At 67.1% G+C, this 25,653-nt stretch carries 22 protein-coding genes; 11 read left to right on the forward strand and 11 right to left on the reverse strand.

The features are described from left to right. The first annotated feature begins 114 nt into the window (after positions 1-114). Both ACV7JP_RS02915 and ettA read left to right on the forward strand, forming a co-directional pair. The gene (locus tag ACV7JP_RS02915) at positions 115-606 is read left to right on the forward strand and encodes a YcgN family cysteine cluster protein (protein ID WP_457797761.1); all 492 of its coding nucleotides are present in this window, start codon (positions 115-117) and stop codon (positions 604-606) included. Between the two features lie 193 nt (positions 607-799). Next, complete coding sequence (gene ettA, locus ACV7JP_RS02920; RefSeq protein WP_457797762.1) at positions 800-2,452, forward strand: energy-dependent translational throttle protein EttA; 1,653 nt, start codon at positions 800-802, stop codon at positions 2,450-2,452. A 162-nt stretch (positions 2,453-2,614) separates the two neighbouring features. Here the strand turns inward: ettA and ACV7JP_RS02925 are convergent, their stop codons facing one another. From ACV7JP_RS02925 to ACV7JP_RS02935, 3 genes are read right to left on the reverse strand one after another with little or no spacing between them, the layout of a single operon-like run. Continuing rightward, on the reverse strand, positions 2,615-3,040 hold the full coding sequence (locus ACV7JP_RS02925; RefSeq protein WP_457797763.1) for a type II toxin-antitoxin system VapC family toxin: 426 nt from the start codon (positions 3,038-3,040) through the stop codon (positions 2,615-2,617). A 10-nt stretch (positions 3,041-3,050) separates the two neighbouring features. Further along, positions 3,051-3,302 (reverse strand): type II toxin-antitoxin system Phd/YefM family antitoxin, encoded by a 252-nt coding sequence (locus tag ACV7JP_RS02930; protein WP_457797764.1) that lies wholly within the window; start codon positions 3,300-3,302, stop codon positions 3,051-3,053. A gap of 32 nt (positions 3,303-3,334) precedes the next feature. Further along, entirely contained in the window at positions 3,335-3,640 is a 306-nt protein-coding gene (locus ACV7JP_RS02935; protein ID WP_457797765.1) for a DUF3175 domain-containing protein, read from the reverse strand. A gap of 303 nt (positions 3,641-3,943) precedes the next feature. Here ACV7JP_RS02935 and ACV7JP_RS02940 point away from each other — a divergent pair, with 303 nt between their 5' ends. After that, positions 3,944-4,441, forward strand: coding sequence for a transglycosylase SLT domain-containing protein (locus ACV7JP_RS02940; protein WP_457797766.1), 498 nt, complete (start codon positions 3,944-3,946; stop codon positions 4,439-4,441). A 34-nt stretch (positions 4,442-4,475) separates the two neighbouring features. Here ACV7JP_RS02940 and lptA read toward each other — a convergent pair whose 3' ends face one another. The 4 genes from lptA to ACV7JP_RS02960 form a co-directional block, all read right to left on the reverse strand. Beyond that, positions 4,476-5,018, reverse strand: a complete 543-nt coding sequence (gene lptA / locus ACV7JP_RS02945) for a lipopolysaccharide transport periplasmic protein LptA (protein ID WP_457797767.1) — start codon at positions 5,016-5,018, stop codon at positions 4,476-4,478. 7 nt (positions 5,019-5,025) lie between these two features. Further along, the gene (lptC, locus tag ACV7JP_RS02950; RefSeq protein ID WP_457797768.1) at positions 5,026-5,802 is read right to left on the reverse strand and encodes an LPS export ABC transporter periplasmic protein LptC; all 777 of its coding nucleotides are present in this window, start codon (positions 5,800-5,802) and stop codon (positions 5,026-5,028) included. Positions 5,803-5,849: 47 nt separating this feature from the next. Beyond that, positions 5,850-6,464: a ribonuclease D gene (locus tag ACV7JP_RS02955; RefSeq protein ID WP_457797769.1), complete on the reverse strand. Its 615-nt coding sequence runs from the start codon at positions 6,462-6,464 to the stop codon at positions 5,850-5,852. Positions 6,465-6,530: 66 nt separating this feature from the next. Then, on the reverse strand, positions 6,531-6,794 hold the full coding sequence (locus tag ACV7JP_RS02960) for a hypothetical protein (protein ID WP_457797770.1): 264 nt from the start codon (positions 6,792-6,794) through the stop codon (positions 6,531-6,533). A 334-nt stretch (positions 6,795-7,128) separates the two neighbouring features. On the opposite strand from ACV7JP_RS02960, the gene ACV7JP_RS02965 reads away from it, so the two are divergent. Then, a complete protein-coding gene (locus tag ACV7JP_RS02965; protein WP_457797771.1) occupies positions 7,129-8,310 on the forward strand; it encodes an AI-2E family transporter in 1,182 nt (393 codons plus the stop codon). Here ACV7JP_RS02965 and ACV7JP_RS02970 read toward each other — a convergent pair. Then, the gene (locus tag ACV7JP_RS02970; protein ID WP_457797772.1) at positions 8,279-9,454 is read right to left on the reverse strand and encodes a lytic murein transglycosylase; all 1,176 of its coding nucleotides are present in this window, start codon (positions 9,452-9,454) and stop codon (positions 8,279-8,281) included. The two genes, ACV7JP_RS02965 and ACV7JP_RS02970, sit on opposite strands and share 32 nt — an antisense overlap. Positions 9,455-9,719: 265 nt before the next feature. Here ACV7JP_RS02970 and ACV7JP_RS02975 point away from each other — a divergent pair, with 265 nt between their 5' ends. The 4 genes from ACV7JP_RS02975 to ACV7JP_RS02990 are packed head-to-tail and all read left to right on the forward strand — an operon-like array spanning position 9,720 to position 13,837. Further along, entirely contained in the window at positions 9,720-10,055 is a 336-nt protein-coding gene (locus tag ACV7JP_RS02975; protein WP_457797773.1) for a DUF5132 domain-containing protein, read from the forward strand. Further along, on the forward strand, positions 10,048-10,524 hold the full coding sequence (locus ACV7JP_RS02980) for a hypothetical protein (RefSeq protein WP_457797774.1): 477 nt from the start codon (positions 10,048-10,050) through the stop codon (positions 10,522-10,524). Before ACV7JP_RS02975 ends, ACV7JP_RS02980 begins: the two co-directional genes overlap by 8 nt. Positions 10,525-10,536: 12 nt before the next feature. Then, the gene (locus tag ACV7JP_RS02985; RefSeq protein ID WP_457797775.1) at positions 10,537-13,479 is read left to right on the forward strand and encodes an HAD-IC family P-type ATPase; all 2,943 of its coding nucleotides are present in this window, start codon (positions 10,537-10,539) and stop codon (positions 13,477-13,479) included. A 55-nt stretch (positions 13,480-13,534) separates the two neighbouring features. After that, positions 13,535-13,837 (forward strand): DUF5132 domain-containing protein, encoded by a 303-nt coding sequence (locus ACV7JP_RS02990; RefSeq protein WP_457797776.1) that lies wholly within the window; start codon positions 13,535-13,537, stop codon positions 13,835-13,837. A 61-nt stretch (positions 13,838-13,898) separates the two neighbouring features. Here ACV7JP_RS02990 and ACV7JP_RS02995 read toward each other — a convergent pair whose 3' ends face one another. From ACV7JP_RS02995 to ACV7JP_RS03005, 3 genes are all read right to left on the reverse strand, one after another. Beyond that, a complete protein-coding gene (locus ACV7JP_RS02995; RefSeq protein ID WP_457797777.1) occupies positions 13,899-14,489 on the reverse strand; it encodes a hypothetical protein in 591 nt (196 codons plus the stop codon). A gap of 138 nt (positions 14,490-14,627) precedes the next feature. After that, a complete protein-coding gene (locus tag ACV7JP_RS03000) occupies positions 14,628-14,912 on the reverse strand; it encodes a hypothetical protein (protein ID WP_457797778.1) in 285 nt (94 codons plus the stop codon). Between the two features lie 127 nt (positions 14,913-15,039). Further along, the gene (locus ACV7JP_RS03005; protein WP_457797779.1) at positions 15,040-19,623 is read right to left on the reverse strand and encodes a peptidoglycan-binding protein; all 4,584 of its coding nucleotides are present in this window, start codon (positions 19,621-19,623) and stop codon (positions 15,040-15,042) included. Between the two features lie 366 nt (positions 19,624-19,989). On the opposite strand from ACV7JP_RS03005, the gene ACV7JP_RS03010 reads away from it, so the two are divergent. From ACV7JP_RS03010 to ACV7JP_RS03020, 3 genes are all read left to right on the forward strand, one after another. Further along, on the forward strand, positions 19,990-21,783 hold the full coding sequence (locus ACV7JP_RS03010) for an acyl-CoA dehydrogenase C-terminal domain-containing protein (RefSeq protein WP_457797780.1): 1,794 nt from the start codon (positions 19,990-19,992) through the stop codon (positions 21,781-21,783). Between the two features lie 267 nt (positions 21,784-22,050). After that, positions 22,051-23,259 carry an acetyl-CoA C-acetyltransferase gene (locus ACV7JP_RS03015; protein ID WP_457797781.1) on the forward strand — a complete coding sequence of 403 codons (1,209 nt, stop codon included), beginning with the start codon at positions 22,051-22,053 and terminating at the stop codon, positions 23,257-23,259. 127 nt (positions 23,260-23,386) lie between these two features. Then, on the forward strand, positions 23,387-25,594 hold the full coding sequence (locus tag ACV7JP_RS03020; protein WP_457797782.1) for a 3-hydroxyacyl-CoA dehydrogenase NAD-binding domain-containing protein: 2,208 nt from the start codon (positions 23,387-23,389) through the stop codon (positions 25,592-25,594). Positions 25,595-25,653: the final 59 nt, after the last annotated feature.

A 25,653-nucleotide genomic window follows, 5' to 3' on the forward strand; every position in this document is an offset into this window, starting at 1 on the left:
GAGAATCCCGGCGCGCGACGTTAGCACTTTTTAAACCATCTTGACGACGCCTCGCCCGCCCCTCATTGCGTTTATGGTTTCCGTCGGGCGGCGGGAGCGCCGAACGGAAAAGATATGGCGAGCGAAAAAGGCGAAAAAGGCGCGGGCGTTCCGTTTTGGGAAAAGCCGCTGGCGGAACTGACCCGCGCGCAATGGGAGAAGCTCTGCGACGGTTGCGGCCGCTGCTGTCTGGTCAAGCTCGAGGACGAGGATACGGGCCGCGTCTACCATACCAGCGTTTCCTGCAAGATGCTCGACCACGACACCTGCCTTTGCGGCGACTACAAGAACCGCCGCGACCACGTGCCCGACTGCGTGCGGCTGACGCTCGCGAAGCTGCAGGAGATCGACTGGCTGCCGCCGACCTGCGCCTATGTGCTGCGCAATGCGGGCAAGCCCCTGCCGCCCTGGCATCCGCTGATTTCCGGCGATCCCGAGAGCGTGCACCGCGTCGGCGTCTCGGTGCGCGGCAAGGTCGAGGTCAGCGAGGCCGAGATCGACGAGGAGGAGACGCCCGACTATATCCGCGTCTGGCCGAGGCGCTGGCCGAAGAAGGCGCGCTATTGACGGGGCGGCGATCGCAGCGTCCCCTTCCCCGCGCCGGCGATCCGTCAGGTAGAACTTGAAAAGTTACAGCGCCGCAGGCGCTTGTCGGATCGTCGAACCGCCTCTTCCGGCCCTGCGAAAAGGCGGTTTCCTCTTCCCCGCAAAAGGCGCTAAAGACGGCGCAACCATTCTCCAGAGCCGAGAACGTTCACCTATGGCGCGCCAGTTCATCTACCACATGCAGGGCCTCACCAAGACCTATCCGGGCGGGAAGAAGGTCTTGGACAATATCCACCTTTCCTTCTACCCCGACGCCAAGATCGGCGTGCTCGGCGTCAACGGCGCGGGCAAGTCAACGCTGCTGCGCATCATGGCGGGCATCGACAAGGAATTCACCGGCGAGGGCTTCGTCGCGGAAGGCGCGAGGGTCGGCTATCTGCCGCAGGAGCCGCAGCTCGATCCGGCGCTCAATGTCCGCGAAAACGTCATGCTCGGCGTCGCGGAGAAGAAGGCCATTCTCGATCGCTACAACGATCTCGCCATGAATTATTCGGACGAGACGGCGGACGAGATGACGAAGCTTCAGGACGAGATCGAGGCCAAGGGCCTGTGGGATCTCGACAGCCAGGTCGACCAGGCCATGGACGCTCTGGGCTGTCCGCCCGATGACGCCGACGTGACCAAGCTCTCGGGCGGCGAGCGGCGCCGCGTGGCGCTCTGCCGCCTGCTGCTCGAACAGCCTGAGATGCTGCTGCTCGACGAGCCCACGAACCATCTCGACGCCGAGACCGTGAACTGGCTGGAAGGGCATTTGCGCAGCTATCCGGGCGCGATCCTGATCGTCACCCACGACCGCTACTTCCTCGATAATGTGACGGGCTGGATTCTCGAGCTCGATCGCGGCCGCGGCATCCCTTACGAGGGCAATTACACGAGCTGGCTGAAGCAGAAGCAGAAGCGCCTCGCGCAGGAATCTTCCGAGGACAAGGCCCGGAGCCGCGCGCTGGAGGCGGAGAGCGAGTGGATCGCCTCCTCGCCCAAGGCCCGTCAGGCCAAGAGCAAGGCCCGCATCCAGCGCTATGAGGAGCTCGTCGCCAAGCAGAGCGAGAAGGCGCCGACCACCGCGCAGATCGTCATTCCGGTGGCGGAGCGGCTCGGCCAGAACGTCATCGATTTCGAGCACATCTCCAAGGCCTTCGGCGACAGGCTGCTGATCGACGATCTGTCCTTCAAGCTGCCGCCGGGCGGCATTGTCGGCGTGATCGGTCCGAACGGCGCCGGCAAGACCACGCTCTTCCGCATGATCACCGGACAGGAGAAGCCCGACAACGGGACGATCGCCATCGGCGAAAGCGTGCAGCTCGGCTATGTCGACCAGTCGCGCGACGCGCTGAACGCCGGCGAGACGGTGTGGGAGGAAATCTCCGAGGGCAATGAGGTGATCTATCTCGGCAAGCGCGAGATCAACTCCCGCGCCTATTGCTCGGCCTTCAACTTCAAGGGCTCGGACCAGCAGAAGAAGGTGGGCCAGCTCTCGGGCGGCGAGCGCAACCGCGTGCATCTCGCCAAGATGCTCAAGAGCGGCGCGAACGTCCTGCTGCTCGACGAGCCGACCAACGACCTCGACGTCGATACGCTGCGCGCGCTGGAGGAGGCGCTTGCCGATTTCGCCGGCTGCGCCGTCATCATCTCGCATGACCGCTTCTTCCTGGACCGCATCGCCACGCATATCCTCGCCTATGAAGGCGACTCGCATGTCGAATGGTTCGAGGGAAACTTCGCCGATTACGAGGAAGACAAGAAGCGCCGCCTCGGCGTCGACAGCGTCATCCCGCACCGGCTGAAATACAAGAAGTTTGCGCGGTAAGAGCCGCCGGCGTCACCGTATGATACATCGTTAAGCCCCCTCCCCAGCCCGTCATTGCGAGCGAAGCGAAGCAAGCCAGAGCCATGTTGACGCCTCTGATTGCTTCGTCGCTTCGCTCCTCGCAATGACGGCCAAAGAATCAAACGGAGCCAGTATGACGCTTTATTGCGGCGCGATGACGGTTGCGCCTTTCATCCTGCCCGCCTCGGAAAGGCGCGCATCGTAGGTGGCCAGCGTCAGCTCATGGTTCAACGCCATTGCGAGATGCATGGCGTCGGCGGCTGCGAGCTTCGTCGCGAAATCGCGCGTCAGTCGGTCGGCGAGCGACAGATCCCGTGGTCCCACCTCAACGGGATTCGTCATTCGCCGCGCCCATTCGTCGAAGTCGCCGAGCGCGTCGCGAGCCGCCTGCTCGTCAAACAGTCGGTTTCGAACCTGACGCGAAACGACGGCCGAAAATTCGAGACGCGCAAAGTCGCTGACGCAAATTTCGCCCGGATCGCGGTCCAGCCAGGCGTCAACGGCCGGCGAATGAATATCGGGAATGAAAAGCGCCAAGAGGATATTGGCGTCCAGATAGAATCTCACGAGCAGAATCTCAACTTCCCAAGTCCCGCATCTGACGCAGGATCGCCGTCGCGTCGCCGAGCGGCGGGCGAGCGGCGCGACGCCGACGCAGCCAGTCCATATCGGCGCGCGTGAGAGGGGAAGGCGCATGCGTCGCCGGGCTCGGGCGCAGCTCGACGACCGGCTTGCCATGGCGGGTGATGGTCACGCATTCGCCCTTCAACGCCTCGTCTATAAGACGGGAGAGCTGCTCCTTCGCGATCGCGACGGGATAGTCAGCCATCGAACATCCTAGTCATTTTTTGAAAAAATAGGTCATATTTTGCCGGGCGGCAAGGCTCCTGCGTCCTTTCCAAACGCCTTCCGCAACTCCCCCTTCGCCGCCTCCAGCACGCGACGGCGCTCGGCCGGCAAATCCATGCCGGCGCGGTTTATGTAGAAGGTCAGCATGGACATCGCCGAACGGTAAGGCGTCGACTTCCGCCGGCTGCTCGCCTCGGCCGAACGCTTCAGCGATTGCGCGATCGCCTTCGGATCGTCGAAGGTGAACACGCCCGGCTCGAGGTCGAGCGCATTGCTGTGGCGCGTCACCTCCTGCGACCATTTCGCCTGCCGCGCCATGCGAAGCCTCCGCGACTGAAACTAGCCTCGCGACTCGCAACGAAAAGACCCGGCCGCCTCGGGCGGCCGGGCCGTCAATCCTGAAAACGCCCCTGAAACTGCCCCTCAGATTGCCCCTGAAATCGCTGCATCAAGCACGCGCAACATGACTCTTTCCTAACCGCCCGTCCGTGCGAGGGCGCACAGCCTGGCCGCGCGGCGGGACGAGACGCAGGAGCCCTTGCCGCCACGATTTCGCCATCTCGACATGGCGACTTACGACGAATGATTTTGTCGGGGCGCGGTTTGAGGGGAAGGTTAATAATGAAATCAACCGCCTGCGCTGCAACCTTGGCGGCTCTCGCCTTTGCCGGCTGCTCCCAGACCGGCTCTCCCGTGGCTTCCGCGCCCGAATCCTACGCCAATGAACCGCGCAGCGAGGAAGCGATCGACGGGAAAGGCCCGCTCCATGGGCGCATCGCCCATTTCGCGCGCCTCTACGACATTCCGGAGTCGCTCATCCACCGCTCGGTGCGTCGCGAGAGCAATTACAATCCGGCCGCCCGCCACGGACCCTATTGGGGCCTGATGCAGATTCGGCACGATACCGCCAAGGGCATGGGCTATAGGGGCCCGGCCAACGGCCTGCTCGACGCCGAGACCAATCTCACCTACGCCGTCCCCTATCTCGCAAACGCCTATAAGCTTTCGGGCGGCAGCGAAGCCCGCGCAATTCAACTTTATGCCGGCGGCTATTATTACGAGGCGAAGCGCCGCGGCATGCTGGGGCTCCTCCACAAGGAAGCGCTGAGCCCGGAATAACCGCGCGCACGGCGCCAGGCGCGCGGATTTCGGCTTACGGCTTCGCCGAACCCGGCATGAAGGTCGAGCGCACGCGGCCGCCCTGGGCGCCGCCGCCCTGAATGCTCGCGACGCCGCTCGTCACGTCGTAGACAAGCCGCTCGCCCTTCACGATGTTCTCGCCCTGCGTCAGCGTGACGTTGCCCGAAAGATAGACCTTGTTCTCGGCCTTGTCATAGCTGCCATGATCGCCCGTGCCGATCTGGTCCTTGGAGACGAGCGTGACGGGCCCGTCGGCCTCGATATGCTTCACGCGGTCATTGCTGGTCGCGCCCGCCGGCGCGGGGCCCTTGCCCTCCAGGAAGATCGTGATGCGCGAGGCCTTCAGCGTGGAAGGGCCGTTCGTCACGATGACGCTGCCCGAATAGACGAGCTTCTGCTCCTGGTCAAAATAGTCGAGCTTGCCGGCGTCGATGTTCAAGGGGTCCTTGGCCGTCGCGCCGGGCAGAATGCCGCCCGAGCGGCCCTTGCCGTAAGCGGGCGCGGCGCCGGCGAGAAGCAAGGCGGCGAAGAGGGCGTAAACTGTCTGGCGTGTCATTCTTTTCTCACTGCGCCGCGCGCAGGCCATCCTGCTTTTCGACGCCCGCCGGCGCCGGAGCGTCCTCTCCGTAGAGCACGGAACGGACATTGCCGGAGAAGGTGGCGCGGCGGTCCTTTTGCGAAAATTCGACCCTGTCCGCAACAACCTCGCCGCCCTCGATCTTGAGCGTGACCTTCGTGTCGGAGGTCATCATGCTCGCTTTGAAATCCATGGCGGCGGACGCCGTGCGCATGTCGAAATTCTTGCCGTCGGAGACGTTCACGCCCCCGGTGAGCGTCGCCCGATCGTTCCTGGTGCTGTAATTGGCTTTCGCCGCCGTCAGCACGATCGGATTTACGCCTTCCGTCTCAACGCGCACGTCGAGGCCGTCGAGATCGAAGACGTCGGGCGTCGAAATGTCCTGAACGCCCACGCGGGCGCGTATCTCATAGGGCTTGCCGTCCTTGCGGTAGCCGACGAGCTTCGGCGTCTCGATGACGATGCGCGTGCCCTTAAGCGCGACGCGCGAGAGATTGAGGTCGATGGGCAGGAAGCGCAGCGAGCTCGCGGCGAGGCCGACGCCCACCAGCGCCACCGTTCCGCCGACGCCCCACAGGATCCAGCGCCGCAGCCGCGTGACCCGCGCCGTGTGGCGCAGCGCCTCGGGAAAGGCGCTCTCGCGCCGCGCCGTGAGCGCGGCCAGCCGGTCGCGGCCGCCGGCCGGCGCTCCGGAGCGGGAGCCGTCGCCCGCCGCCGGATGGCCGGCGCGGGACTTTGCTTGCGAGGCGCTGCCCTCAGTCATGGCGCCGTTATCGGGCCGCGGCGTGGCGAATTCGGGGCCGTCTCACCTTACTCGTGAGAGAAAATGTCGATCTCCGGCCAGCCGGCGAGATCGAGCTCAGCGCGCGCGGGCAGGAAATCGAAGCAGGCCTGGGCGAGCGCGGCGCGGCCTTCCCGAGCCAGCATGGCGTCGAGCTTCTCCTTGAGCTGATGCAGATAGAGCACGTCGGAGGCGGCGTAGGCCTGCTGGGCGTCGGTGAGCGTCGCGGCGCCCCAGTCGGACGATTGCTGCTGCTTGGAGATTTCGACGCCCGCCAGCTCCCGCGCCAGATCCTTCAGCCCGTGACGGTCCGTATAGGTGCGGGCGAGCTTGGAGGCGATCTTCGTGCAATAGACCGGCGCCGGGACAAAGCCGAAGGTCTTGGCCAGAATCGCCAGGTCGAACCGACCGAAATGAAATAGCTTCAATACGTTCGGATCGGCGAGCAGCTTCTCCAGAAGCGGCGCGCGGGTCTGCCCCTTGGCGATCTGCACCAATTCGGCGTCGCCATCGCCGAAGGAGAGCTGCACGAGGCACAGCCGGTCGCGATGCGGATTCAGCCCGAGCGTTTCCGTGTCGATGGCGACGATATTCGATAGGGCGGCCTCCGAGGGGAGATCGCCCTGATGCAGTCTGATGGTCATGGCGTCCGATTCGTTTGAAGATGCCGCCGCTATCCTATCTGAAAAACGGAAAGCTTGTCGAAGCGCCTATTTCCTGCGCGGCGGCCGACGCGGGGCGGAGCCTTTGGCGAAGGGTTGCTCCCCGGCCTCGAGGCGCTCGCCGACGAAACGCGCCCAGCCGATCAGCAACTCGCAGACGGAGGCGGTGATCGCCGCGTATCGGAAGTTGCGGTTCGCGGCCAGCGCCCGCAGCGACAGGCCGAGATAATGCGCCTCCACAAGGGCCTGCTCCAGCTTGACGTCGTCGCTCTCCGGCTCGGGGCCGGTCTCGGCTTCGTCGATTTCCTTCATTTACTATAGCTCCCAACCCGGCGCCCGCGAAGCGCGGCGCTCGTTTCGACGAAAGCGAGATTGTCGTGGGTTCGAATGGACGGCAGGCACGCGCAAGTCGTTAACATGCGACCGTAACGTCATGTTTGCTCGGGAAGGCTTGATTTGACTCAAATTGTCCCGACCGACAGGAGCTCGAGCTCGGGGGGACGGGCGAGCGCGCGCCTTTCTCATTTTCGGCGACGGCGATTCCTCCCGGTCGCGGCCTAATTTAGAGCGCGCCAACAACTGGCCTTGCCTTGCAAGCGAGGCGCGTCCACTCTTGCTGCAGCGCAGCGCAACATGGGATCTTCGCGTGGCCGACGAGTTGACCTCCTTCAGCGGCGGCGAGCGCCGCTTCAACGCCCTCTTCATCGAAATGTCGATCCGGCTCTTCGTGATCGGCTTTCTCGCCTATTGGACCTTCGTCATCATCGCGCCCTTCGGGGCGATGATCGTCTGGAGCGTGGTGCTCGCCGTCGCGCTCTATCCGCTTCTTGACCGGCTCGCCGGTCTGCTGGGCGGCCGCGAGACCATTGCGGCGGGCCTCATCACCGTCGTGGCGCTCGCCCTCGTCATCGGTCCGGTGACGTGGATGGGCCTGGGCTTCATCGATCCCGTCAAGGGCGTCATCGCCGGCTTCGACAATGGCGATATCGCCATCCCGCCTCCGCCGGTCTCGGTGAAGGACTGGCCGCTGATCGGCGCGCAGCTTTACTCCTATTGGGAGCTCGCCTCGACCAATCTGAGCAGCGCGCTGACGCAGATTCTCCCGCAGCTCAAGCCGGTCGGCGAATATCTGCTCGGCATGGCGCGCAACGCGGGCGTCGGCACGCTGAAATTTCTGCTGTCGGTCATCCTGTCCGGCTTCCTGCTCGCCTATGCGTCGCAGCTTCTCGTCGGCATGCGGGCGCTGGCCCGCCGGATCGATCCGACCAATGGCGAGAATTATCTCAACATCGCCGGCGCCACGATCAACGCCGTCTCGCGCGGCGTCATGGGCCTTTCCATCATGCAGGCGGTGATCGGCGGCGTCGGCATGTCTCTCGCAGAGGTCCCCGGCGCGAGCCTGCTGACGATCGCCATTCTCGTCCTGGGCATCGTGCAGATCGGCCCGCTGCTCATCGTCGCGCCAGTGGTCTTCTGGGCCTGGACGACCCTCTCCACGCCCGCCGCCATCGGTCTCACCATCTGCATGCTGACCGTCAATTACATGGACAATGTGCTGAAGCCCTTCATCTTCGCCCATGGCCTCTCGACGCCGATCCCGGTGATCTTCATCGGCGTCATCGGCGGCGTGCTGGCGCATGGCGTGGCGGGCCTGTTCGTCGGACCGGTCGTGCTCGCCGTCGTCTGGGAGCTGGGCAACGCCTGGATCGCCGAGGAGATGGCGGGCAATGCGCCAGCCGACGCGGCGAAAGCCGAGGCGCCCGAAACGATCGCGGCGTCGCCTCGGCCGGAAAGCCTCACCGCCCCCGCAGGGCGTTCAGCACCTTGAGGCTGGCGCGGCCGTTGCGCGCCAAGCCGACGCGGCCCTGATAATCCGCAATGGCTTCCTTGGTCTTGGTCCCGATGACGCCGTCGGGATCGCCGACCTCATAGCCGTTGCGGGCCAGCAGCGACTGGAGCTCGCGGCGCTCGGCGCGCGAGAGGCCGGGATCGTCCGTCGGCCAGGGCGTCTGGATGCCGGGCCGCCCCCGCAGCCGGTCCGAGAGCACGCAGATGGCGAGCGCGTAGGACTCGGCGGCGTTATAGGCGTAGACGGCGTCGAAATTCCTGGTGACGAGGAAGGCCGGACCGTTGCGCCCGGCAGGCAGCAGCAGGCCGGCTGAGCCGCCCCCGAGCCCGCCGCCGTCGAGCCGCGTGATCCCAAGCGACTCCCAGTGGGACATGGGCTGCTTGCGCGTGCGGCCGGAGGGGCCGCCATAGCCCTCGGGCAGCCGCACCTCGAAGCCCCAATGCTCGCCAGGGCGCCAGCCGCTCTTTCTCAGATAATTCGCCGTCGAACCGAGCGAATCGGCCGCCGAGCTCGCAATGTTGCGGCGTCCGTCGCCGTCGAGGTCGACGGCCGTTCCGAGAAAGGTCGAAGGCATGAATTGCGTATGGCCGAAGGCGCCGGCCCAGGAGCCCATGAATTCGTCCTGGCGGATGTCGCCGCTGTCCAGAATCTTCAGCGCCGAGACGAACTCCTTGCGCCAATAGTCGTTGCGGCGCGGGGCCTCGCAGGCGAGCGTCGCCAGCGACTGCACGACATAGCGCTTGCCGAAGCTCTTGCCGAAATCGCTTTCGACTCCCCAGACCGCGACGACCGTCGCCGGATCGACGCCGTAATGCGACTGGGCGGCGTGCAGCGCGCTCGCATATTTGTGCAGCATCGCGCGCCCTTCCTCGACGCGCTCCTCGTCGACGAGGCCGGCGACATAGTCCCAGACCGGCGTCGTGAATTCCGGCTGCTTGTCCATGAAGCTCACGGCGTCGTTCGGCTCCATGCCGTCCGTCGCCGAGGCGACGGTCTGCTGGCTGACGCCGGCGCCCGCCGCCGCATGGCGCAGGCCGCCCAGGCAGGAGGACCAATCCGCGCGCGCGGGATGCGCGAGGAGCAGAAGCGCGGCCGAAGCCAGGGCCAGATGATTCGTTCTCATGCCGCTCAGCGTAACGCAACGCGCAGAATTTTTCATGAGCCGCCATGCGCGCCGGCGCCTGACCGCCCGGCCGGAATCGCCCGCGCCGCCGCGCTTGAAGGCGACTTACGCAACTCTATCACTAAGTGACGCCGCGACTGGCCCGCAAGCGCCCGATCGCGGAAAACGGGATCGATTCCAAAGTTTAGCGCGCGCGTCCGCGAAAGGGGTTTCCGCTTTTTGCCGCGCGCGCCACTCTCGCCACAGAGAAAGGGAGGCTTTCGCCATGGCGCGCATCGGTCGCAGTCTTTTGCTCGCTTTGGCCGCCGGCGCCGCCGGCGGGGCCGCGGCGACGCTTATGAACCGGGAAAATGGTCAAAAGCGCTCGGTCGCGAAGAGCGCCGTCCGCGCCGGCCTGTTGATGTATGACCGGCTTCGCGGCGCCGTGGGCGAAATGACGGAGACGATGAGCGACGTCGTCGCCGAGGTGCAGTCCGAGCTCGAAACGGAAAGAAGCGGCCCGCCGCCTGGCCGCGACGCCGACGCGCAAGAACAGAGCGCGCAGGAGCATGTGGTGCCTTTCGGCGCGAAGGCCGAGGCCGAGAGGAAGGCCCATGGCTGACAGGCCCGAGGCGCATATCGTCCATCTGACGCCGTCGCGCGTGCGGCTGAAGATTCCGGCGAGGCGCCATGACAAGGGATATTTTTCCGCCGTCTCGACCCAGCTCCGCGAGGCGATGGGCGCGGAGATCGAATCGAACCCCGCGACGGGAAGCGTGCTGATCACGGCCGCCGACGCGCTGAACGCCGTCCGCGCGCTGGGCGACAAGGCGCCTTTCGACATTGTCGATCGGCCACAGGAGCCGGAACTGAGCCTGCCGCAGCTACGCCGGCAGGTTGAAAGCGCCAATGCGCGCTTCACGCGCTTTTTCGGCGGCGACGCGCGCGGCTACATCGTCTTCGCGCTCGTCGCGACGAGCCTTCTGCAGTTCGCGCGCGGAAGGACGCTCGCGCCGGCGGTCACGCTGCTCTGGTACGCGAGCGAAGGATTGCGGCTCTGGACCCCCCGTCCGGATCGGGAGTCGCGCTGACGGGAACAGCCTATGACGCTCGAAGGACCGCTCGCCGAAGGCCGGGCGAGCATCGTGCACGCCGCCGTTCCGGGTCGGCTCAGACTGCGGATCTCGGGTCTGAAGGGCGCGCCGCGGATGAAGCGGGCGCTCGAAGGGGCGCTTCGCGGCGCGCATATGATCAGCGCGGCCGACGCCAGCGTCGCGACCGGCACGCTGCTCGTGCGATTTGATCCTGGCGTCGCGGCGGCGGCGATCGTCGGCGCGATCGAGGACGTTCTTCTTCGATACTGGTCCGGCCAATTGGAGACAAGCGCGCAGCCGCGCGCGGCGCCGTGGCATTTGCTGGGCGTCGACGAGGCGCTGAAACGGCTGCGCAGCTCCTTACAGGGCCTATCGGCCAAGGCTTTTCAGCGCCGGCTGCGGCGCTATGGCGAGAATGTGCTGCCCGCGATTCCCGGCCGGGACAAAATGGAGCTGCTTCTGGAGCAGTTTCAGAGCCTGCCCGTCGCCCTGCTCGTCGGCGCGGCCGCGCTCTCCATTTTCACGGGCGCGGCGGCGGACGCGGTCGTGGTCCTGTCCGTGGTCGCGCTCAATGCGGGGATCGGCTACGCCACCGAAGCGCAGACCGAACGCGCGGTGCGCGCCCTCGCCCACCCGTCGAGCGAAGGGGTTCCGGCGATCCGCGGAGGCAAGCGCGAGACGATACCGGTCGAGCGCGTGGTTCCCGGCGACATTCTCGAACTGCGCCCCGGCGTCATTATCGCCGCCGACTCGCGCATCGTCGCCGCCGAAGGTCTGACGATCAACGAGGCGACGCTCACCGGCGAGAGCGCCCCCGTGCGAAAATCCTCCATCCCGCTGGAACGGCGCCATGCCGGATTGGCCGACCGGACCAATATCGCCTATCGCGGAACCATCGTCACCGGCGGCAGCGGGCGCGCGGCCGTCGTCGCCACCGGCGCGGCGACGGAGATCGGCCGGCTGCAGATTTTTCTCGCCGGGGCGAGCGCGCCCGACACGCCTTTGCAAAGACAGCTCGCGCTGCTCGGCCGGCAACTCACCTTTCTCGCCGGCGGCGCCTGCGCGGCGGTCTTCCTTGTCGGGCTTTTGCGGGGCTACGGCTTGTTCGCGACCGCGAAGAACGCCGTGGCGCTCGCCGTCGCCGCCATACCCGAAGGCTTGCCGACGCTCGCGACGACGACGCTCGCGCTCGGCGTGCGCGAGATGCGGCGCCGTCACGCTCTGATCCGGCGGCTCGACGCCGTCGAAACGCTGGCTTCCGTCAGCATTGTCTGCCTCGACAAGACCGGCACCTTGACCTTCAATCGAATGTCCGCGTCGGAAGCGAGCTGCGACGGAGCCGCCTATCGCCGCGACGCGGCGGGCCGCTTCGCGGAGACGACGCCGGCCCTGCGCAAGCTCGGCGAGATCGTCGCGCTGTGCAACGAGGCTCCTTGCGGCGACGCCGACGATCGCGAATCGTTAACGGCCTCGTCAACGGAGACGGCGCTCCTCGATTTCGCCAGGGAGATCGGGATCGACGTCCGGCGGCTGCGCGGCGACCATCCGCTCAAGCGCGTCTCCTACCGCTCCGAACGCCGCTTGTTCATGACGACGCTCCACGCCGCGCCGCGCGGAGCGACGCTCGCCGCCGTGAAGGGGAGTCCGGAAGAGGTCCTGCGGCTTTGCAGCCATGTTCTGATGCGCGGCGAGAGAATCGCGCTCTCCCCCGATCTGCGCCGCCATCTGGAGGAGGAGAACATCCGTCTGGCGAGCGACGGCCAGCGCGTGCTGGGCGCCGCCTATCGTGAATTCACCGGGGAGAACGCCCCTTCCGACGGCCTCGTCTTCGTGGGGCTTGTCGGCCTGTCGGACCCGTTGCGCCCCGGCGCCGCCGAGCTCCTCCGCGCCCTGCGCCGCGCCGGCGTCAGCCCCGTCATGATCACGGGCGACCAACGCATGACGGCCGAGGCGATCGCCCGCATGCTCGATCTCGGCAACGGCGCCTTGCGCGTGACGGAAGCCGATTCGAGTTTCGAAGGCCTGGGCGAGCGCACGCCGGTTCCGCATGTCTTTGCGCGCGTCACGCCGGCGCAGAAGCTTGAAATCGTCGAGGCCCTGCAGCGCGCGGGCCATGTCGTCGCGATGACCGGCGACGGCGTCAATGACAGCCCGGCGCTCAAGGCCGCGGATATCGGGATCGCGATGGGCTTCAGCGGCAGCGAGGCCGCGCGCGACGTCGCCGACATCGTCCTGCAGGACGATCGCCTCGAATCCCTCGCGCCTGCGATCGGCCAGGGACGCGCGACCCACGCCAATATTCGCCGCGCCATCCATTATCTGCTGGCGACCAATATGAGCGAGATCCTTCTGATGCTGCTCGCGCCGGCCGCCAATCTCGGACAGCCGCTGACGCCGGCGCAACTTCTATGGATCAATCTCGTCACGGATATCGGACCGGCGCTCGCGCTCGGGCTGGAGCCTCCGCACCGTGACGTCATGAACGCGCCGCCGGCCCCGGCGCATGAAGAGATTGTCGATGGCCGATCGGCGCGAAGGCTCGGCCGCGAAGCGGCGTTCATCACGGCGGGCGCGCTTGGCGCCTATCTCTACGGCGTGTCGCGATACGGACCGTCGCCGCGCGCGCGCACGATCTGCTTTGCGAGCATCGTCTCCGCGCAAATTCTCCATGCGCTCGGCGCGCGCTCGGAAAAGCACGGGATATTGAGCGCGGACCTTCCGAAGAATCCCGTTCTCTCCGGCGTGGTCCTCGGCTCGCTGGGTCTGCAGGCTCTGGCCTTGGGCTTTCCGCCGCTGAGACGGCTTCTCTGCGTCGCTCCCCTGGGCGGCCTCGACGTCGCCGCCGCTCTCGCAGGCGCCGTCGCGCCGCTTTTCGCCAACGAATTGGCCAAGGCGCGGGTCTCCATCCGGGACGCGCGGCCAACCGATATAAATCTGTCACATACGCCTTGAAACGCCTGTCCGGCGGCCGACTTTCCGCAAGCGGACTTGCTTACGGAGGAAGAAAATGGCGTTGCTCGACGATATGGTGAAGCTGGAAGGAGCCGGCCCGATCGTGCTCGGGGTCGGCGCTCTCATTCTCGCGCCGACGCTGCTCCCCGCCATGGGACGAATTCTTCGGCCGGTCGTGAAAGGGGTCATCAAGACCGGCATGACGATCTATGACGAGACCTATGCGACGGTGCGGGAGGCCACGGGCGATCTTATCGAGGAGGCGCGGGCCGAGCTTCAGCACGAGACGCAGAGCCATGACGGCCAGGCGCGCGGCGGCATGGCCGCGGAAGGCCAGCGCGGCCACGCGCACGCGTAAATCCTGTCCGGACGCCGGCGAACTGTCGCCGGCGTCCAGGTTCTCGGGCGATGGGAAATCGTCAGACCGGCCGGTTCGCGTTTCTGTTGCGCACCGGGCCCATGCGCTCCACCCCCTGCGCGTAGCTGATCACGTCGAATTTCTGGTTGAAGCCCAGCGCCGCGTCGGCGACGGCGTCCGTCTTGCCGGCGGTGGAGAGCTTCTTCAGATCGCCCTTGTCGAGATAAAGCAGCTCGAGCAGCTCGTTATAGACCGTGGCCTCGTCGATCGGCAGAACATTGTAGGTGATGCCGTCGATCTCGACCTCATATTTCGACAGGAGGTCGATATTGTTGCAGAAAATGAAATACTTGCCCTCGGGCGAGAACAGGCCCTTCGTCACGTTGGCGAGATCGGTCAGCCACTCGAAGGAGTGAAGGTAACACGCGAAGAACGGAATTGTCGGTTCTCCGACATTGGCGACCGCGATCACCTGATCGACCGAACGCTCCGGCGGGCGCTTCTCGTCGGCGAGCTGCTCCTGGAAAAGAAGGGCCAGTTCGCCGCGAAAACCAAAGCGGCCGGGCTTTTCCGTGGGGCCTTTGAGCACCGCATTGAGGAGGCGGCCCTGTTCTTCGAGCGTCTTGAAGGCGGTGTCGGCAATGCTGGTCATGTGGTCACTCTTCGCCGTTTGGAATTCGATCGGCGGAGTTCGAGCAACCGACGTGCCATGCTCATACCAAAACGCCCGGACCGTTTGCGGCGAAGCGGCGCGCGCCAACCCCGCCGCTCCTGCCCGGTCGCGGCGCGGTCAGCGCTCGCAGACGCGGCGCGGACGCGAGCCGATCACCTCGCCATATTCGTCGAAAACCGGGCGGGGCTCGGTCCAGCAGCGCGGCGGCGGCGGCGCGTCGTAATAGACGACCGGCGGCGGGGCGGGATGGGCCAGCGCGCCCCCGGCAATGGCGCCGAGCGCGAAACCGCCAATGCCGGCGGCGATGGCCGGACCGGCCGAATCGGCATGCGCGGGCGCGGCCGAGAGCGTCAATGCCCCGATCGCCGAAGCGGCGAGGATCGTGGCGAGGGTCTTTCTCATCTCAACTCTCCTGAAGGGCGATGGGGCTTCTCTCGAAAAGCCTCGTCGCGTCGCGACGTTAACCGTCAGAGAGTCGATGAAACGTAAATGAGCGGCGAAAACTTGACGCTTCCGCCGCTCATCGCGTTCAAATCGCCGAGAGTTTCGCTTTCGGCATCGGCTTGCCGCCAGGGCCGGCCGACGGCTTGGCGACGCCCGCCGCCGGGTCTTTCAAGCTCTCCCAGCCGCCTTTGGGCGGCAGAACGTCGTTCGCCTCCCGCCGCGGCTCCTTGGCCTTGAAGCTCGCGGCGAGCGCCTTCGCCGTCGACAGATCCTTGGCGTCGAGCCGCGCCGCGACCTCGTCGCGCTTCTTGGCGGCGTCCGCGTCGCCCTGGTCGGCGGCGGCGGCGAACCAGAGATAGGACTGGGTCAGGCTCTGGCTGACGCCGAGCCCGCGCGCATGGAGAATCGCCAGATTAAACTGGCTGTCGCGCACGCCGAGCTCCGCCGCCTTGCGGAACCATTCGGAGGCCGCCGCATAATCCGGCTTGCCGCCGTCGCCGCCTTCGGCGAGCAGCACGGCGAGATTGTGCATGGCGCGAGCGTTTCCGGCGTCCGCCGCGGATTGGTAATTTTTCTTGGCGCGCGCGTAGTCGCGCTCGACGCCGACGCCCTTCTCGTAGAGCGAGCCCAGGCGATATTGCGCGGGCGCGAGCCCCTGCGCCGCCGCCTTCTCGAACCACTGCGCCGCCGCCTTGGCGTCGCGAGCGACGCCGCGGCCGTCGGCGTAGCGAACGGCGAGCTCATATTGCGCCGACGGATCGCCTTGCTGGGCGAGCGACCGGATGACGCCGATCGCGTCCGGCGCGGATAGCGGATTGAGGCCGCCAATGGAGCCGATCGGGGTCGAGTCGAGCGGCGCGCTCTCGCTGCGGGGCGCGATCATGCGCGGCGGCGAGGCGCCGTAGGGGTTGGTCGGCGCGGTCCGCGGCGTCTCGGGGACGAGGGCCGGCGGCCGGACGACGCGCGCCGGCGCGGCGGGCGCGGACGAGACCGGGGGAGCCGGCTGACCCGGCGTCGCAGCGGCGGGAGCCGGCGCGGCGGCGCGCGCGGGCGCCGCGTCCTTCGGCGCCTCCGCCGTGGGAGCCGGGGCGGCGTCCTCCGCCTCCGTGTCGGCCGGCGCCGCTTCCATCGCTTGATGGTCCTGGCGCTCGACGTCCCGGCCCTGCAGCGCAAGGCGCGTCATGCCGAAAGCGCCGGCGAGCAGCACGACGCCGGCGAGGCCCAGAAGCAACGGACGCTTGCGCTCTTCGAGCGTGGCGGCGAGACCGGCGGCCTTGCTCGCGCCGGCGACGGGCCCGGGCCGTCCGGCGCGACGGGCCTGCTGCGCCTTCTCGGCGGCCTCCGCGTCGGCGGCGGCCTGCTGGGCGGCGCGGCGCGCGGCGGCGATGAAATCGGTCTGGATCGAGTCCGCGCGCGGCGCCTCGGTTACCGCGGGCGAGAAATCGGGCTCGCGGCGCAGCGGGCGCGGCGCCCCCGGCGGGACCAGGAGATTGATCAGATCGTCGCCCTCCGCCCCGACGCGCGGCGCGCGGCGCGGCTCGACGGCCGGCTCGGGCGCGCGCGGGATCAGAGGCGCCGGCGCCTCCTCGCGACGGCGGGCGGGAGCGAGTTCGGCGTCCTCATCGAACCGCGCCGGGGGCGCGCTACGAATTTCCGTCAGCTCGTCCTCGAAGACGGCCAGACGGTCGACGACGCGCTCCAGCGTCTCGTGCACGGCGAGCAGCGTCTCATGCGTGCGCTGGCCGCTCTCGTCCTGGATCTTGCGGATGTCCGTCAGTTCGCGCTCCAGCGCCTCGCGCAGCGCGCCCGGAACCGGGTTGGCCTGACGGAGAATGTCCTGCGTCGCGCGGCGCACGGCTTCCTCGGCGGCGAGCGTCGTCGCGGCCTTGGTCTCCTCCATCTGCGCGACCAGCGCGCCGATCCGCGTCTCGACGCCTGCAAGCGCCGCCCCGTTCTGGTCGTTGCGGTCGAGCCGCTGCGAGAGCGCGCCGATCTGCGCCTCGAGCGCCCTGAGCGCCTCGGAATCCGCGCGCGGATCGAGCGCCTGGTTCATGCGCCCCGCAAGCTGCTCGACAAGGGCGGCGAGATCGTTCTGCCGCGATTCGACGCGGTAGCCTTCCTCGGCGCGCTGCGACAAGGCCGCCTGCATCCGCTCGAGGCGCGTCGCGATCTCCGCGAGCTGCGCATTGCTCTGCGGGTCGGAAAGCGCGGCGCCGAAGCGGCTGTTGGCGCCGACGTCCTCCAGACGGTCGACCTTGTAGAAGAGCGCTTCGAGCTGGCTCTGGATCGAGTCGAGGTCGGGCGTCCTGGAATTGGCGGCGATGGCGGCTTCGATCTTCTGGTCGAGCCCTCGCACCGTTTCCTCAATGTAACGCATATCGGCGGCCGGCGCGGCCCCGGCGCCCTGGTCGAGCCGCTGCGCGAGCGTCTCGCGCACGAAGTCGATGCGCTGGGCGAGCTCGGCGAATTGGCGGTCGGCGCCCGGCCGCTGCAGCATGGCCTCGATGCGCGCGATGGACTCGGCGGCGACCGGCTCGCCGATGCGGGTTTCCAGACGCTCGATCTTGCGGCCGATTTCCTCGAAGCCTGGATTATGCGGCCGGTCGTCGAGCGCCGAGTCGATCTTCACCGCGAGACTGGCGATGAGCTGCTCGAGCGAGGCGACGTCGACCGGCTTCTGCGCGACGCTGTCCTCGATGCGGCGGGAAAGCGTGCGGCCGAGCTCGTCGATCCGCTGGCCGAGCTCGTCGAAGCGCTTGCCTCCGGCGTTGAGCGCGGCTTCGTCGAGCCTGGCCGCGAGCTGCTCCAGGCGGCGATTGAACGTATCGAAGCCGGCGCTGGTCTCGGCGGACACGATCGAGCGGATCGAGCGCACCAGCTCGCCCATGTCGAGCGCGACGGCGGCCCTGGCGGCGCCGACGCCGGCATGCGCGAGCGCGTCCACGCGCTGGGTGAGATCGAAGAGGCGCGTCTCGATCTTTTCGACCGGCAGCGGGCGCGCGGCGATGGCGGAGAGCTGCTCCTTGATCTCGCGCGTCTGCGCGGAGAGCTGGCGAATCGCCGCCGCATCGGCGGCGTTCGGCTGCTGGATGGCGTCGAGACGGCGGCCGATCGTCTGCACGTCGGCGTGGAGATTGCGCACGATCGGGCTCGGGTCGAGCTCCTTGATCACCGCGCGCAGCTCGCCGGCGATGCGTTCCGCCGGGGCGAGAAGATCATCGGCGACGCCGCGATGGCGCTGCATGTCGATGCGATGAGCGAGATCGCGCAGCGCCGTCTCCACCGCCGCCACCGAGGCGCGCGGCGCGAGGTCGCCGACCGCGCGCGACATCTCCTCGACCTCGCGGCGCAGGCCCTCGATCTGGCGCATGACGACCATCTGCTGGTCGGCGCGCTCGCCGGCGTCCTGACGCACGATCTCGAACTGCTGCGTCAACGCGTCCAGCGAAGCATGGAGCGAGGCGAAGCGCTTGGCCGGCGGCTCGCCTTCCCATAAATCCGACTCGGCGGGGACGGGCGCCGGAGCCGGCGGCGCGACGGTCTGGTCGAGCGCGCGCTGGCGCTGGGTGATCTCGGCGATGGCGTCGACGAGCGGACGGCGCGTCAGCGGCTCCGCGCGGCGCAGGCCCTGATCCAGAGCGGCGGGACTTGCGCCGGCGAGATCGAGGCTCGGCGCCGGCGAAGCGGAGGCCTGCGCCGCGGGCGCGGTCTGCGCGGCGCGCGCGTCCTGGTCGAGGCGGCGGGAAATGTCGGCGAGACGCTTGTCGAGGCTCGACAGCATCTGCTCAAACTCGCTGGCGCGCTCGCCGGTCGACAGACGATCCAGGCGCGATTCGAGACGCGCCAGCGCGGAGCGGATGGGCTTCACGGCGCCGCCGGCCGCCGGCTGCTCGGCGAGACGCGACTCGATGCGCCCGAGACGCTCGGCGAGGTAAGCGAGCCCCTCTTCCGCCGTCTCGCGGCTGCGCTGGCCGTCTTCGAGCAGTCCCGCGAGATTGTCGAGCGCGCGCGCCGTCTGGCGCTCGCTTTCCTCAGTGCGCTGGGCGAAGGCCGCGACAGCGCGCTTGACGGCGTCGCCCTCGCCCCGTCGCTGGCCGCGCTTGATCAGATCGGCGAGATTTTCGAAGGCGCGGGCGGTTTGGCGCTCGCTCGCCGCAACCCGGCGCTCGACGATGGCGGCGGCGTCGGCGACGATCGCCTTCGGATCGAGGCGCGGCTCCTCCCGCGCATGGCCGCGCGCATATTCCGGCTCGCGGCGCTCGCGGCCGCGTTCGTAGCGGGATGGGATGTCGCGCCGTTCGAATTCGCGCCTGCCCCGCGGGGCGTGATCGCGACGATCGTCCTCGTCTTCGGGACCGTCGTCGCGCGCGCGGCGCGGGGCGGCGCGCAGATCGTCGGCGGCCTCGTCGCGCCAGCGGCGCGGCTGGCGATAGTCTTCGCGCGCGCGGCGGCGCTCCTCATTCGCCCCGCTCGGACGCGCGAGCCGGCGCGCCGCCTCTTCGAGGCGGTCGCCGTCGTCATGGTCGAACTCTTCCTCGTCGCGATCATCGTCGCGAATGGCGTCGTCTAGCCAGTCGCCGAGGCTTTTTTCCGACTTGCGCGCCCCCGAGCGGGATTCGCGCATGTCGTCGTCGTGACCCCGGGATTTGCGGGAAAAAGCCTTGGTCATGTCTGTGTCCGGCGGATCCGGCTTGCGGATAGCTCGAGAAAAACTGGGGGAACCAACTCAAGACCGCGCGAATCGCGCCCATACGCCCGACGCCCTGGCGCCGTTGATCGCGACTTTCCGTCAATCAAGGTAAACAAGCGGTTAAGTTTTGCCTTTCGGCCGGCCCTTTCGTTCACGTTTGCTGAAAATCCGTCTGCTACACGAATCGCCGCCGCTTCAGAAGAACATTGATCACGACGGCCCTTCAAGCCGTTTTGAGCCGCGTTCACGCCCTATTGCGCGGACTCGCGCCCCTCTCTACCTAAGACGCGAAGGCGTCGCCCGGAGCCGCGAGCGGCGGGCCGGGACGACCTGATGGAGACCTCGATGCCGAGCTACAGAGCGCCTGTTGACGACACGCTGTTCCTCCTCAACGACGTGCTGCAGTTCCAGCGGTTCGGCAATCTGAAGGGTTTCGGCGACGTCTCGCCGGACGTGATGAGCCAGATTCTCGCCGAGGCGGGAAAGGTCTGCGAGGAGGCGCTCGCGCCCTTGAACCAGTCTGGCGACGCCAATGGCTGCAAGCGCAACGCCGACGGCTCGGTCGCCGCGCCGCCGGGCTTCAAATCCGCCTATCAGGCCTATGCCGGCGGCGGCTGGATCAGCCTCGCCGTGCCGGAGGAATATGGCGGCCAGGGATTGCCCTACACGCTCTCCATGGCCATGAACGAATTCGCCTCCTCGGCGAACATGGCTTTCGCCATGTATCCAGGCCTCACGCAGGGCGCCCTCGCGGCGCTGCTGACGCATGGCTCCGAGGCGCAAAAGCAGCTTTACGTTCCGAAGATGGCGGAAGGGCGCTGGACCGGCACGATGAACCTCACCGAGCCGCAATGCGGCACGGATCTGGGGCTCCTGACAACGAAGGCGGCGCCGCGCGACGACGGGACCTATTCCATCACGGGCCAGAAGATCTTCATCTCCGCCGGCGAACACGACCTGACCGAGAACATCGTCCATCTCGTGCTCGCGCGCATCGAGGGCGCGCCGGCCGGCGTGAAGGGCATCTCGCTCTTCATCGTGCCGAAATTCCTGCCGAACGCCGACGGCGCGCCGGGGCCGCGCAATGGCGTCTCCTGCGGCTCCATCGAAGAGAAGATGGGCATTCACGGCAATGCGACCTGCGTGATGAACTATGACGGCGCGCAGGGCTTCCTTATCGGCGAGGAGAATCGCGGGCTCAACGCCATGTTCGTGATGATGAACGAGGCGCGGCTCGGCGTCGCCGTCCAGGGCCTTTCGCAGTCGGAGGTCGCCTATCAGAACGCGCTGGCCTACGCCAAGGAGCGCCTGCAGGGCCGCGCGCTGACCGGCGCGAAATATCCCGACAAGAAGGCCGATCCGATCATCGTGCATCCGGACATCCGCCGCATGCTGCTCGAGATCAAGGCCTTCAACGAGGCGGCGCGCGGCCTCGCGCTTTCCGCCGCGCTCGACAGCGACGTCGCGCATCGCTCGGAGGACGCCGCCGCGCGCCAGGCCGCGGAAGACCGTCTCGGCCTGATGACGCCCGTGCTCAAGGGCATGCTCACCGATGTCGGCTTCGAGAATGCGGTGAAGGCGCAGCAGGTCTTCGGCGGCCACGGCTATATTCGCGAATGGGGCATGGAGCAGTTCGTGCGCGACGCGCGAATCGCCATGATCTATGAAGGCGCCAACGGCATTCAGGCGCTCGACCTCGTCGGCCGCAAGCTGCCGCGCGAGGGCGGGCGCGCCATCATGGCTTTCTTCAAGGATGGAGCGGAACTGCTCGGCGCCCACGGCGCCGTCGAGGCGATGAAGCCCTATGTCGTTCCGGCGCAATCGGCGCTGAACGACTTGCAGAAGGCCTCGATGTGGCTGATGCAGAACGCCATGGCGAAACCCGACAACGCCGGCGCGGCGTCCCATGACTATCTGCACCTGCTGGGACGCGTCGCGCTCGCCTTGATGTGGGTGCGGATCGTCGCCGCCGCGATGGAGAAGAAGGCGCGCGAACCCGAGACGGCGGCGCTGATGGACGCCAAGCTCGCGACCTCGCGCTTTTATATGGAGCGCATGCTGCCCGAAACGGGCCTGCGCCTCGCGCGCATCACGACCGGCGCGGACACGATGATGTCACTGGCGCCGGAGATGTTTTGACGACCGGAGAAACAATGACCAACGCCGACGCCAGTAGGGACGACGCAAGACGCGGCCTCGCCCCTCACCCCAGCCCTCTCCCCGCCGCGCGGGGAGAGGGGGCGCGCGCTCGCAATCGGCTTTGCCGATGAAGCCCCGGATCCGCTCCTCTCCCCGCCTGCGGGGAGAGGTTGGGTGAGGGGCAAGGCCGCGGACGCCCATGACGAATGCGGCGCGGCCCCCGCAAAATTGCGCCGCTGACGCAAGAACAAACTGAGAGGAAACCTCATGCCCGACGCATACATCTACGACGCCGTCCGCACGCCGCGCGGGCGCGGCAAGCCGGACGGCTCGCTGCATGAAGTCTCCTCGCTCGGCCTCGCCAATACCGCGCTGACGGCGATCAAGGAACGCAACCATCTTGCCGGCCCCGAGATTGACGACGTGATTCTCGGCTGCGTCGATCCGGTCGGCGAGGCGGGCGGCGACATTGCGCGCGCGGCGGCGATCGCGTCGGGATATTCGTACAAAGTGCCAGGCGTGCAGATCAACCGCTTCTGCGCCTCGGGTCTCGACTCGGTGAATTTCGCGTCCGCCCAGATCATGTCGGGCCAGCATGAGCTCGCGATCGGCGGCGGCGTCGAGAGCATGAGCCGCGTCGGCATCGGCGCCTCGGGCGGCGCCTGGCCGGTCGATCCGACCATCGCCATTCCTTCCTACTTCATGCCGCAGGGCGTCTCGGCCGATTTGATCGCGACGAAATACGGATTCTCGCGCGACGACGTGGACGCCTACGCCGTCGAATCGCAGAAGCGCGCGGCGAAGGCCTGGGAGGAAGGCCGATTCGCGAAATCGATCGCGCCGGTGAAGGATGTGAACGGAATCACGATTCTCGACCGCGACGAGCATATGCGGCCCGACACCAATATGCAGTCGCTGGCGAGCCTCAAGCCTTCCTTCGCCTTCTATGCCGAGCAGGGCGGCTTCGACGCGGTGGCGATCCAGGCCTATCCCGAGATCGAGAAGCTGAATTACGTGCATCACGCCGGCAATTCGTCGGGCATCGTCGACGGCGCGGCGGCCGTGCTCGTGGGCTCGAAGGAGGCGGGCGAGCGGCTCGGGATCAAGCCTCGGGCGCGCATCCGCGCCTTCGCGAATATCGGCTCCGAGCCCGCGATCATGCTGACCGGTCCGGTCGATGTGACGAAGAAAGTTCTGGCGCGCGCGGGCATGACGCTTGCGGACATCGACCTCTTCGAGGTGAACGAGGCCTTCGCGGCGGTGGTGCTGCGCTATCTGCAGGCGTTCGATCTCGACCCGGCGACGGTGAACGTCAATGGCGGCGCCATCGCCATGGGCCATCCGCTCGGCGCGACGGGCGCGATGCTCGTCGGCGCGGCGGTGGACGAATTGGAGCGTTCGGGCAAATCGACCGCGCTCGTGACGCTCTGCATCGGCGCGGGCATGGGCACGGCGACGATTATCGAGCGGGCGTGAAACGAACATGCACAGCCGTCATTGCGAGCGAAGCGAAGCAATCCAGAGGCGGCGTCGCGACTCTGGATTGCTTCGTCGCTTACGCTCCTCGCAATGACGGACGACAGATCGAATTGAGGACAAGACAATGAACCTCGTCAACTTCCGCTTAGAGACCGGCGCCGACGGCGTCGCGCTTGCGACCTGGGACATGCCCGAACGCTCCATGAACGTCATCACGCCCGACGTGATGAGCGAGTTGGAGCAGATTGTCGACACGGTCGTCGCCGACGCCAACATCAAGGGCTGCGTCATTGCTTCGGGCAAAAGCGCCTTCTCCGGCGGCGCGGATCTCGCCATGCTGCAGCAGGGCGCGGCGGAATACGCCAAGGCGCTGAAGGAAAAGGGCGAGGAGGCGGCCAACCGGCTCTTCTTCGAGAATTCGCGCAAGCTCTCGCTTCTCTATCGAAAGCTCGAGACCTGCGGCAAGCCTTTCGCCATCGCCCTCAACGGCGTGTGCCTCGGCGGCGCCTTCGAGCTCGCGCTCGCCTGCCATTATCGCGTGATGGCGGATGACGACAAGACGAAAGTCGGCCTGCCGGAGATCAAGGTCGGCCTCTTCCCCGGAGCCGGCGGGACGCAGCGCGTCGCGCGCATCATGCAGACGGGCGACGCCCTTCAATTCCTGTTCCGCGGCGACCAGGTGAAGCCGAAAGCCGCGCTCGGCGCGAAGCTCGTGCATGAAGTCGCGCCGCGCGAAGAAATCGTCGCGCGCGCCCGCGCCTGGATCGTGAATGGCGGAAAGGCGCAGGCGCCGTGGGACGCGAAGGATTTCAAGAATCCCTCCGGCAAGGTGTTCTCGCCCGCCGGCATGATGGTCTGGCCCGCCGCCAACGCGATTTATCGCCGCGAGACCTATGACAATTACCCGGCGGCGAAGGCCATCCTGCACGCCGTCTATGAAGGCCTGCAATTGCCGATGGAGCAAGCGCTCGCCGTCGAGGCGCGCTGGTTCGCCTTTATCCTGCGCTCGAAGGAGGCCGCGGCCATGATCCGCTCGCTCTTCCTCTCCAAGGGCGAATTGGAGAAGGGCGCGCACCGCCCCGCCGACGTTCCGCCGACGGCGCTGAAGAAGATTGGCGTTCTCGGCGCCGGCTTCATGGGCGCGGGCGTCGGCTATGTGTCGGCGCTGAACGGCCTCGAGGTCGTGCTGATCGACCGCGACCAGGAGAGCGCCGACAAGGGCAAGGCCACGATCGAGAAGCTCATTTCCGGTTCGGTCGCCAAAGGCCGCGCGACGCCGGCGGAGAAGGGCGCGCTCATGGCGCGCGTCGACGCCACCGCCGATTACGCCGCGCTTGCGGGCTGCGATATCGTGCTCGAAGCCGTGTTCGAGGATCGCGCCGTGAAGGCTGAGGTCACGAGGCGCGCGCAGGATATTGTGGGCGGCGACGTGATCTTCGCCTCCAACACCTCGACCCTGCCGATCGCCTCGCTCGCCGAGACGTCGAAGGCTCCCGAGAATTTCATCGGCATTCACTTCTTCTCGCCCGTCGAGAAAATGCTGCTTGTCGAAGTGATCATGGGCGTAAAGACAGGCGACCGCGCGCTCGCCGCGGCGCTCGACTTCATCCGCGTCATCAAGAAGACGCCGATCGTGGTGAACGACGCGCGCGGCTTCTACGCCAATCGCTGCGTGCTGAATTTCGTGCGCGAGGGGCAGATCATGCTGACCGAAGGCGTGCCGCCCGCAATGATCGAGAATGTCGCCAGAATGGCCGGCATGCCGGTCGGCCCGCTTTCGCTCAATGACGAAGTCGCGCTCGATCTCGGCTGGAAAATCCTGCAGGCGACGAAGAAGGATCTCGGCGCGGCGGCGATCGATCCGCGCCAGGAGCGCGTGCTCGAATATATGGTCGAGAAGGAAGGGCGCTTCGGCCGCAAGAACGGCAAGGGCTTTTATGATTATCAGCCCAACGGCGGGAAGAGCCTCTGGCCCGGCCTTTCGGCGCTTGCGGAAGCCAAGCTTGACCCCGACGCGCTGGACGTGACGGAGCTGAAGCAGCGGCTTCTCGTGATCCAGGCGGTCGAAGCCGCGCGCACCCTGGCTGAAGGCGTCATCACCGATCCCCGCGAGGCGGATGTCGGCTCGATCCTCGGCTTCGGCTTCGCGCCCTTCACCGGCGGCACGCTCTCCTACATAGACGGCATGGGAACGAAGGCTTTCGTCGCGCTCTGCGACGCGCTCGCCGCCAAACATGGTCCGCGCTTCGAGCCGCCGCAGCTTCTGCGTGACATGGCGGCGAAAAGCGAGACTTTTTACGGGCGCTTCGCGCCGCGGAAGAAGGCGGCGTGACGCGCGATCCAGGCGCGGGAGCGGAAAGGACAAAAGGCCCGCGGCTCGGGAGAGCCGCG

Source organism: Methylocystis sp. S23 (genome assembly GCF_054106005.1).

What these genes read in the sequence shown, in the direction of transcription:
- ACV7JP_RS03010 (WP_457797780.1), top strand. Translation starts at nt 19,990, where the DNA reads ATGCCGAGCTACAGAGCGCCTGTTGACGACACGCTGTTCCTCCTCAAC.
- ACV7JP_RS03015 (WP_457797781.1), top strand. Translation starts at nt 22,051, where the DNA reads ATGCCCGACGCATACATCTACGACGCCGTCCGCACGCCGCGCGGGCGC.
- ACV7JP_RS02995 (WP_457797777.1), bottom strand. Translation starts at nt 14,489, where the DNA reads ATGACCAGCATTGCCGACACCGCCTTCAAGACGCTCGAAGAACAGGGC.
- ACV7JP_RS02930 (WP_457797764.1), bottom strand. Translation starts at nt 3,302, where the DNA reads ATGGCTGACTATCCCGTCGCGATCGCGAAGGAGCAGCTCTCCCGTCTT.
- lptA (WP_457797767.1), bottom strand. Translation starts at nt 5,018, where the DNA reads ATGACACGCCAGACAGTTTACGCCCTCTTCGCCGCCTTGCTTCTCGCC.
- ACV7JP_RS03005 (WP_457797779.1), bottom strand. Translation starts at nt 19,623, where the DNA reads ATGACCAAGGCTTTTTCCCGCAAATCCCGGGGTCACGACGACGACATG.
- ACV7JP_RS02935 (WP_457797765.1), bottom strand. Translation starts at nt 3,640, where the DNA reads ATGGCGCGGCAGGCGAAATGGTCGCAGGAGGTGACGCGCCACAGCAAT.
- ACV7JP_RS03020 (WP_457797782.1), top strand. Translation starts at nt 23,387, where the DNA reads ATGAACCTCGTCAACTTCCGCTTAGAGACCGGCGCCGACGGCGTCGCG.
- ACV7JP_RS02990 (WP_457797776.1), top strand. Translation starts at nt 13,535, where the DNA reads ATGGCGTTGCTCGACGATATGGTGAAGCTGGAAGGAGCCGGCCCGATC.
- ACV7JP_RS02915 (WP_457797761.1), top strand. Translation starts at nt 115, where the DNA reads ATGGCGAGCGAAAAAGGCGAAAAAGGCGCGGGCGTTCCGTTTTGGGAA.
- ACV7JP_RS02960 (WP_457797770.1), bottom strand. Translation starts at nt 6,794, where the DNA reads ATGAAGGAAATCGACGAAGCCGAGACCGGCCCCGAGCCGGAGAGCGAC.
- ACV7JP_RS03000 (WP_457797778.1), bottom strand. Translation starts at nt 14,912, where the DNA reads ATGAGAAAGACCCTCGCCACGATCCTCGCCGCTTCGGCGATCGGGGCA.
- ACV7JP_RS02955 (WP_457797769.1), bottom strand. Translation starts at nt 6,464, where the DNA reads ATGACCATCAGACTGCATCAGGGCGATCTCCCCTCGGAGGCCGCCCTA.
- ettA (WP_457797762.1), top strand. Translation starts at nt 800, where the DNA reads ATGGCGCGCCAGTTCATCTACCACATGCAGGGCCTCACCAAGACCTAT.
- lptC (WP_457797768.1), bottom strand. Translation starts at nt 5,802, where the DNA reads ATGACTGAGGGCAGCGCCTCGCAAGCAAAGTCCCGCGCCGGCCATCCG.
- ACV7JP_RS02970 (WP_457797772.1), bottom strand. Translation starts at nt 9,454, where the DNA reads ATGAGAACGAATCATCTGGCCCTGGCTTCGGCCGCGCTTCTGCTCCTC.
- ACV7JP_RS02985 (WP_457797775.1), top strand. Translation starts at nt 10,537, where the DNA reads ATGACGCTCGAAGGACCGCTCGCCGAAGGCCGGGCGAGCATCGTGCAC.
- ACV7JP_RS02940 (WP_457797766.1), top strand. Translation starts at nt 3,944, where the DNA reads ATGAAATCAACCGCCTGCGCTGCAACCTTGGCGGCTCTCGCCTTTGCC.
- ACV7JP_RS02975 (WP_457797773.1), top strand. Translation starts at nt 9,720, where the DNA reads ATGGCGCGCATCGGTCGCAGTCTTTTGCTCGCTTTGGCCGCCGGCGCC.
- ACV7JP_RS02980 (WP_457797774.1), top strand. Translation starts at nt 10,048, where the DNA reads ATGGCTGACAGGCCCGAGGCGCATATCGTCCATCTGACGCCGTCGCGC.